The sequence below is a fragment of the Pseudarthrobacter sp. genome, from assembly GCF_036675385.1.
Classification (GTDB): Bacteria; Actinomycetota; Actinomycetes; order Actinomycetales; family Micrococcaceae; genus Arthrobacter.
This window is the reverse complement of record NZ_JAKFFD010000012.1, coordinates 1-7,613: the sequence shown is the minus strand read 5'-3', so window position 1 is coordinate 7,613 and position 7,613 is coordinate 1. Positions and strand designations below refer to the sequence as shown.

The 7,613-nt window shown below is 62.4% G+C and carries 7 protein-coding genes; all 7 read left to right on the top strand.

All coding sequences use genetic code 11. From position 1 onward, the window contains the following. Positions 1-40 precede the first annotated feature (40 nt). Entirely contained in the window at positions 41-808 is a 768-nt protein-coding gene (locus V6M49_RS01265) for an amino acid ABC transporter ATP-binding protein (protein WP_141140417.1), read from the top strand. A 2-nt stretch (positions 809-810) separates the two neighbouring features. Then, the gene (gene solA / locus V6M49_RS01260; RefSeq protein ID WP_332759608.1) at positions 811-1,944 is read left to right on the top strand and encodes an N-methyl-L-tryptophan oxidase; all 1,134 of its coding nucleotides are present in this window, start codon (positions 811-813) and stop codon (positions 1,942-1,944) included. 77 nt (positions 1,945-2,021) lie between these two features. After that, positions 2,022-3,275 carry an aspartate aminotransferase family protein gene (locus V6M49_RS01255; RefSeq protein WP_332759606.1) on the top strand — a complete coding sequence of 418 codons (1,254 nt, stop codon included), beginning with the start codon at positions 2,022-2,024 and terminating at the stop codon, positions 3,273-3,275. 32 nt (positions 3,276-3,307) lie between these two features. Continuing rightward, a complete protein-coding gene (locus tag V6M49_RS01250; protein WP_332759605.1) occupies positions 3,308-4,762 on the top strand; it encodes an NAD-dependent succinate-semialdehyde dehydrogenase in 1,455 nt (484 codons plus the stop codon). A 40-nt stretch (positions 4,763-4,802) separates the two neighbouring features. After that, positions 4,803-5,495 (top strand): GntR family transcriptional regulator, encoded by a 693-nt coding sequence (locus V6M49_RS01245; protein ID WP_332759604.1) that lies wholly within the window; start codon positions 4,803-4,805, stop codon positions 5,493-5,495. A 344-nt stretch (positions 5,496-5,839) separates the two neighbouring features. Beyond that, positions 5,840-6,592: an ABC transporter substrate-binding protein gene (locus tag V6M49_RS01240; protein WP_332759603.1), complete on the top strand. Its 753-nt coding sequence runs from the start codon at positions 5,840-5,842 to the stop codon at positions 6,590-6,592. Positions 6,593-6,637: 45 nt separating this feature from the next. Continuing rightward, entirely contained in the window at positions 6,638-7,534 is an 897-nt protein-coding gene (locus V6M49_RS01235; protein ID WP_332759602.1) for an amino acid ABC transporter permease, read from the top strand. Positions 7,535-7,613 lie beyond the last annotated feature (79 nt).

Genomic DNA, 7,613 nt, shown 5'->3' with positions numbered 1-7,613 from the left:
CGAAACCCGTTGTGCTGACAGACCCGGAAGGTATCGCCCGATGAGTAACGACGGCACCATTCTTGCCCAGAGAATCCGAAAGTCCTTCGGACCCAAAACAGTCCTCAAAGACATCGACCTGGACATTGCCAGCGGAGAGATCTGCTGCATCATTGGCCCCAGCGGCTCCGGCAAATCCACTATCCTGCGCTGCATCAACGGCCTGGAAACAGTCGACTCAGGGGTCCTGAAAGTCAACGGCGAGGACTTCGGCTACTACGAAACCGACAACGCCTACCACGCCCTGCCGCCCAAGAAACTCGCCGAACAGCGCACCAGGGTCGGCATGGTCTTCCAGTCGTTCAACCTCTTTCCGAACATGACCGCCCACGAAAACATCATGTCCGGCCCCGTCCTGGTCAAGCGAGCAGATAAGAAAGAGTCAGCCAAGCGCGCCCACGAACTGCTCGCCAGCGTCGGCCTGGCCGGGTTCGGGGACTACTACCCGGTTCAGCTTTCCGGCGGGCAGCAGCAGCGCGTCGCCATCGCCCGGTCCCTCGCGATGGACCCCGAGATCATGCTCTTCGACGAACCCACCTCCGCCCTGGACCCGGAAAAAGTCGGTGAAGTCCTCGCCGTCATGAAGGACCTCGCCAAGAAGGGCATGACCATGGTGGTGGTCACCCACGAAATGGGCTTCGCCCGCGAAGTGGCCGACTCGCTGATCTTCATGGACGACGGCTACGTCGTCGAACGCGGCGACGCCCGAGAAGTCCTTTCCAACCCCCAGGAACGCCGGACGCAGGCCTTCCTAGAACAGGTGCTCTAACCATGGACGGGAAGCTCGCAGTCATCGGCCTGGGCAGCATCGGAAGCATGGCACTCTGGCAGGCCTCCCGCCTGTCCGATTCCGTCGTCGGATTCGAGGCCCAGGCACCCGCCCATGCCCGCAGCGCCGTGGGCGGGGACACCCGGCTCTTCCGCATGCTCTACCGCGGATTGCCTGACTTCTACCCCATTCTGGAGCGCTCACGGGATCTCTGGGCCGAGCTCGAGGCCGAAACCGGCCAGAACATCCTGACCCGCTGCGGCGGACTCTCCATCGGAACCGCCGACGGCCCCTACATCCCCAAGCTCCTGGAAACCACCAGGACCAACGGCGCGGAACACGAAATCCTCAGCCGCGAAGAGATGGCCGAACGGTACCCGCAACACAACCTCCGCCCGGACGACATCGCCGTCTACGATCCGCACGCCGGCGCCCTGCGCACCGACCGCGCCGTCACGGCGGCGGTCGCCGCGGCGGAAGCCAACGGGGCAACGATCCACACCAAGACCCCGATCGACAGCATCACCGAAACCGCCGACGGTGTCCTCATCACCTCCGGCAACAAAGCCTGGACCTTCGAGAACGTCATCGTCTCCTCCGGCGGCTGGTCCCAACGGCTGATGCCCGACTACCTCAAGGCAGCAACTGAAACACGCCGGAACTATCTTTCCTGGTTCGTCGCCCGGGACGCAGCAGACTTCTCGCCGGAAAAGTTCCCCATCTTCATCCGGATCTCCGGGGACCACTCCATGTACGGGGCCCCCGCGGTGGATGGGGTCACCGTCAAGGCAACCCTGGATGGCAGATCGCAACGGGCGTCCGGTCCGGATTCCGTCCTCAGGGAACTAACATCCGCGGAAATCTCGGAAACCATGGAGACGGTCACCGAGTTCTTCCCCGGACTGTTCCCCAACATCATCCGCTCTGATGCCTTCCCCGACCTCTACACCAAAGACGGCAACCCCCTCCTTGGACGGTTCAGCGAAAGGAGCAGGATCTACTGCGCCACCGGCTTCTCCGGCGCCGGCTTCAAAATGGCCACCGGCTACGGCGAAATCGCGGCACACGAAGCCCTGGGCAAACGCACGTTCGATGGCCTCGACTTCGCACGCCCCCAACGCTTCAAAACGAATTAAAAGAAGCGCCCCTCTTCGCGAATCCCTCAGCATCGCATATTGTTGACAATCTACAGTCCCTAAGAAAGTATGAAGCCATGGCAACTCTTAGTCCCCTCCTCAAGCAGGCCACTCCAGTCGTCGTCGACCATGCCCTCGGCAGCTGGATCCACGCGACCGACGGCAAAAAGTACCTCGATTTCACCACTGGAATCGGTGTTACCAGCACAGGTCACTGCCACCCCGACGTCGTAGCGGCGGCCCGCGAACAGGTGGGCAAGATTGTCCATGCCCAGTACACCACCGTGATGCACAAGCCCTTGCTTGCGCTGACGGAAAAACTGGGAGAATTCCTGCCCTCGGGGCTGGACAGCGTTTTCTACGCGACGTCCGGCTCCGAGGCGGTGGAGGCTTCGGTACGCCTGGCCCGGATGGCCACGGGCCGGCCCAACATCATCTCCTTCCAGGGAGGCTTTCACGGCCGGACCGTCGCCGCGGCGTCCCTGACCACCGCCGGCACGAAGTTCCGTTCAGGGTTCTCCCCCATCATGGGTGGAGTACACGTTGCCCCGTTCCCGCACTGGTACCGGTACGGCTGGGACGAAGCCACCGCCGTCGAATTCGCCCTGAAGGAACTCGACCACCTCCTGCTCACCATCAGCGCCCCGAGCGACACGGCCGGGTTCATCATCGAACCCGTCCTGGGCGACGGCGGCTACATCCCCACGCCCGTAGCCTTCCTCCAAGGACTCCGCGAACGAGCAGACCGGCACGGCATTGTGCTTATCCTCGATGAGGTTCAGGCCGGGGTTGGCCGCACCGGCAAGTTCTGGGGCCACGACTGGGCCGGAATCCGACCCGACGTCGTCATCACCGCCAAAGGCCTCGCCAGCGGCTTCCCGATTTCAGCAATTGCTGCATCAGCAGAGCTGATGGGCAAGGCCTGGGCGGGTTCCCAGGGCGGCACTTACGGCGGAAACGCCGTAGCGGCCGCGGCCGGCGTCGCAACCCTGGGTGTTATTGAGCGCGAGAACCTGGTCGAGAATGCACTGCTGCGGGGCGATGAACTGCGGGCAGGGCTTGACAGGCTCAAGACTGAATTTTCGGTAATCGGAAACGTCCGCGGCCGCGGCCTCATGCAGGGCGTCGAATTCACATCCCCGGACAACACCCCTGACGCCGCTACCGCTGCGGCTGTCCAGCAAGCAGCCATCAAGGAAGAACTCCTTCTCCTCACCTGCGGCCCGCACGGCAACGTCGTCCGCATCATCCCGGCGCTCAACGTCAGCAGCGACGAGATTCAGGCCGGTCTGACCAGGTTCACCCAGGCCCTGAAGACGGCCACCTCCTAATTTCTCTCCTACCATTCTTTTGAAAGCGTGACATGAGCTCCTCATTCGACCCCTCAGGTCTTCACACGGAACTGTTCATCGATGGCGCCTGGCAGCAGGCCGCCAGCGGCGCCACTTTCCCGGTGGAAAATCCGGCCACCCATGAGATCATCGCCCATGTGGCCGATGGCGGACCGGAAGAAGCCCGCGCAGCCATCGAGGCTGCCGGTCGGGCCCAGGCGGCGTGGGGCAAGTCCACACCCCGCGAACGGGCCGACATCCTGCGCCGCGCCTTTGAGCTGGTGATTGCCAACACCGACCACCTGGCGGCAATCATGACCGCCGAAATGGGCAAACCCCTGGCAGAAGCAAGAGGCGAGGTGGCCTACGGCGCCGAAATGCTCCGCTGGTTCTCCGAAGAAGCCGTCCGCATCGGCGGGGACAGCACCACCTCGGTCGACGGCAACACCCGGATCATGATCACCAAGGAACCGGTCGGCCCCTGCGTGCTGGTCACCCCGTGGAACTTCCCGCTGGCCATGGGCGCCCGCAAGATTGCGCCCGCCGTCGCCGCAGGCTGCACCATGGTCTTCAAGCCTGCCGAGCTGACACCGCTGACCTCCCTCGCCCTGGTGCAAATCTTCCGGGAGGCTGGCCTTCCCGACGGCGTCCTGAACGTCGTCACCACCTCCAGCGCCTCCGCCGTCGTGGAAACCTGGACCGGCAGCGGCATAGCCCGGAAGATCAGCTTCACCGGCTCCACCCAGGTGGGCAAGATCCTGCTGCGCCAGGCTGCCGACAATGTGATGCGCTCCTCGATGGAACTGGGCGGAAACGCCCCCTTCATCGTCCTGGCTGACGCAGACATCGAAAAGGCCGTCGACGGCGCCATGAAAGCCAAGATGCGCAACATGGGTGAAGCCTGCACCGCGGCCAACCGCTTCTTCGTCCACCGCTCAGTCGTGGGTGAATTCAGCGAAAAGTTCGCCAAGAAGATCTCCGAACTCCAGGTAGGCAACGGAGCCCTGGCCGGAACCGAAGTGGGTCCCCTGATCGAACAGAAGGGCCTGGACAAGGTCGAAAGCCTCGTCGCCGACGCCGTTGCCAAGGGCGCGCGCGTCCTGACCGGTGGAAGCCGCCCAGAGGGCCCGGGTTACTTCTACGCCCCCACCGTCCTGACCGACGTGACCCTGGACGCCGACCTGATGAACAACGAGATCTTCGGACCGGTCGCCGCCATCACCCCGTTCGACAGCGAGGATGACGTGCTGCACGCCGCCAACGACACCGAATGGGGCCTGGTAGGCTACGTCTTCACCGAAAACATGGCCAAGGCCCTGCGGTTCTCCCAGGAACTCGAAGTAGGCATGGTCGGCATCAACACCGGCCTCGTCTCCAACCCGATTGCACCCTTCGGCGGCGTCAAGCAGTCCGGGCTGGGCCGCGAAGGCGGCAAAATCGGCATCGAAGAATTCCTTGAGTACAAATACACCGCAATAGCCATCTAGGAAATAGCAGTAAGCAATGAAGGAAATGAGGGGGACATCCATGGCGGCACCGGAAGGGCTCTTTGCACTGGAGGGAAGGCCTACGGCGCAGCTGATCGCTGATCAGCTGCGTGAACAAATCGTTCAGGGTACGTTCCGTCCGGGAGACCAGATCAATGAATCTGTCCTGGCAAGCCAGCTACACACATCCAGGGGCCCGGTCCGTGAGGCGTTGCAGCGGCTGTGCCAGGAGGGAATCCTGGTCAGCCGCCGTAACAGGGGCGTCTTCGTCCTTGAGCTCGCTACCGATGACATCAGGGAGATCTACGCAGTCCGCCAGGCGGTGGAATCAACTGCCGCTGACGCGCTGCTCGATGCCGGCCAGCAGCAGGTCAACGACACATGCCGCGAACTGCAGGCCATCATCAGTGACATGGCCAAGCAGGTTGCTGTTTCGGACTGGCAGGCGATTGCCCGGCTCGATATGGAATTCCACACCTCCTTCGTGGCCGGTGCGGGCAACTCCCGGCTGATCCGGATCTACGAAACCCTCGCAGCCGAATCCAGGATGTGCATCCTGAACCTGGCCGTCGCCTACCCGCGGATAGACGTCCTGGTGCAGGAACACCAGATCCTGCTGGATCTGCTCGAAAGCGGGGACAAGGAAGCACTCCACAAAGCCATCAAACGCCACCTGGAAACGGCCGTGGACGATCTCACTGCATCCAGCAGAGGGAGCGACGTCACAGCCTGAAGTTCCTCCTCATGCAACACTTCCGAAAGGGAAAGGCCAGATCCATCCGATCTGGCCTTTCCTTTGTGCATCATTCCCTCAAAGTTTTCGCTGTAAATTGTCGACGATCCCCGACAAGGGTGGTTGCATTGTAGGTGAAGACACCCGGCCGGAAAGTGTGGAAGGAGACAGCGACGAAAATGAAAACCAGGGTTCGGGCTGCCGCTGCAGGGTTAGCGGTTTTACTGGCCTTAACCGCGTGCGGGACCAGTCCCGGCGAAGGTTCAGGTAGTGAAGGATCCAAGACATCGAACACGGCTGACATCTCGGAGGGCGTCCAGCCCGATGAAGCCGCCGTCAAGTTGTTGCCGCAGTCGTACAAGGACAAGGGCGAAATCACGGTGGCGATGGACCTGCACTACCCGCCGACGACGTTCCTCGCGGAGGACAACACCACCCCGATCGGCCTGAACCCGGACGTCGCCCGGCTCATTGCGAAGAAGCTTGACCTGAAGCTGAAGTTCGTGGACACGAAGTTCGACACGATCGTCCCGGGCCTGGACGGTGGCCGTTTCGACTTCACCGCCACGACCATGTCCAAGACCGAGGAGCGGCTCAAGGTCCTGGACATGATTGACTACTTCAGGGCCGGCAATTCTGTGGCCGCGGCCGCCGGGAACCCGCTGAACCTCACCGTTGAAACCCTGTGCGGCAAGAACATCGCCGTCACCCAGGGCTCGACCGGTCAGCTGTTGCGCCTTCCGGCCCTGAACGAGCAGACCTGCACCTCCAAGGGACAGCCGGCGATCAACGCCGTGACGTTGCCCAACATCCAGGACGCCCTGGTCCAGCTGCACTCCAAGCGGATCGACGGCATCCTCTACGACACGACCTCGCTCGGGTGGGCAGAGAAGCAGCAGCCGGGCTCCTTTACCCTGCTCGGCCGGGTCAACGTCGGCTCAAGCGACCTGACCGCCGTCGGCCTGAAGAAGGGCTCGCCACTGACCCCGGCCTTCCAGAAAGCGCTCCAGTCCGTCCTGGAGACCCCGGAATACAAGGAGTCCCTGGAGACCTGGGGTCTGGACTCCGGAGCCATCACCGAAGCCAAGCTGAACTAGAGAGGCGCCGTGCTGAAATCCATTCGTCCAAGAGGTGAGGACACCATGACGGGGATTGACTCCGCGCTCAAACCAAGGCTTCGGCGGCGCAGCACCTTCGAGTATGTCGCCTGGATCCTCTGCAGCCTTTTGGCCCTGGGCATTCTCATCTCGGTTTCCACCAACCCCAACTTCAAGTGGGGCGTAGTGGCGAGGTACTTCACCCATGAGACCATCCTGCGCGGGCTGATGCTCACGCTCTTCCTCACGGTCGCCAGCATGGCCCTGGGAACACTCCTGGGGCTGGCGTTGGCCATCATGAGGGCTTCCAGCATCAAACCAATTGCGGCCACGGCGGGCGTCTACATCACCATTTTCCGGGGCACCCCGGTCCTGGTGCAACTTATCTTTTGGTTCAATGTCGCGGCGCTGTACCCCAACCTCTCCATCGGAATTCCGTTCACGGACATCAGCACCGCCATCGACGTGAACGCCCTGATGTCACCCATCACGGCAGCCTTGATCGGTTTGACCCTCAACGAAGCCGCCTACATGGCCGAAATCATCCGCGGCGGTTTCTCGTCGGTCGGCAAGGGCCAGATCGAGGCCGCAGACTCCCTCGGCATGAGCGCCGCCACGAAAATGCGCAAGGTCATCATCCCCCAGGCGATGCCCTCGATCATCCCGGCGACCGGCAACCAGGTGATCGGAATGTTCAAGGAAACCTCCCTGGTCAGCGTCCTGGGCGTTGCCGAACTGCTCCAAAGCGCCCAGCTCATCTACGCCCGGACCTACGAGACCATCCCGCTGCTGCTCGTTGCCAGCCTCTGGTACCTCGTGATGACCCTGCTGCTGAGCTACCCGCAGTCCAAGCTCGAGCAGAAATACTCCCGCACAACCTCCCGCCTCCCCCGGAAGGCGAAACCCGTTGTGCTGACAGACCCGGAAGGTATCGCCCGATGAGTAACGACGGCACCATTCTTGCCCAGAGAATCCGAAAGTCCTTCGGACCCAAAACAGTCCTCAAAGACATCGACCTGGA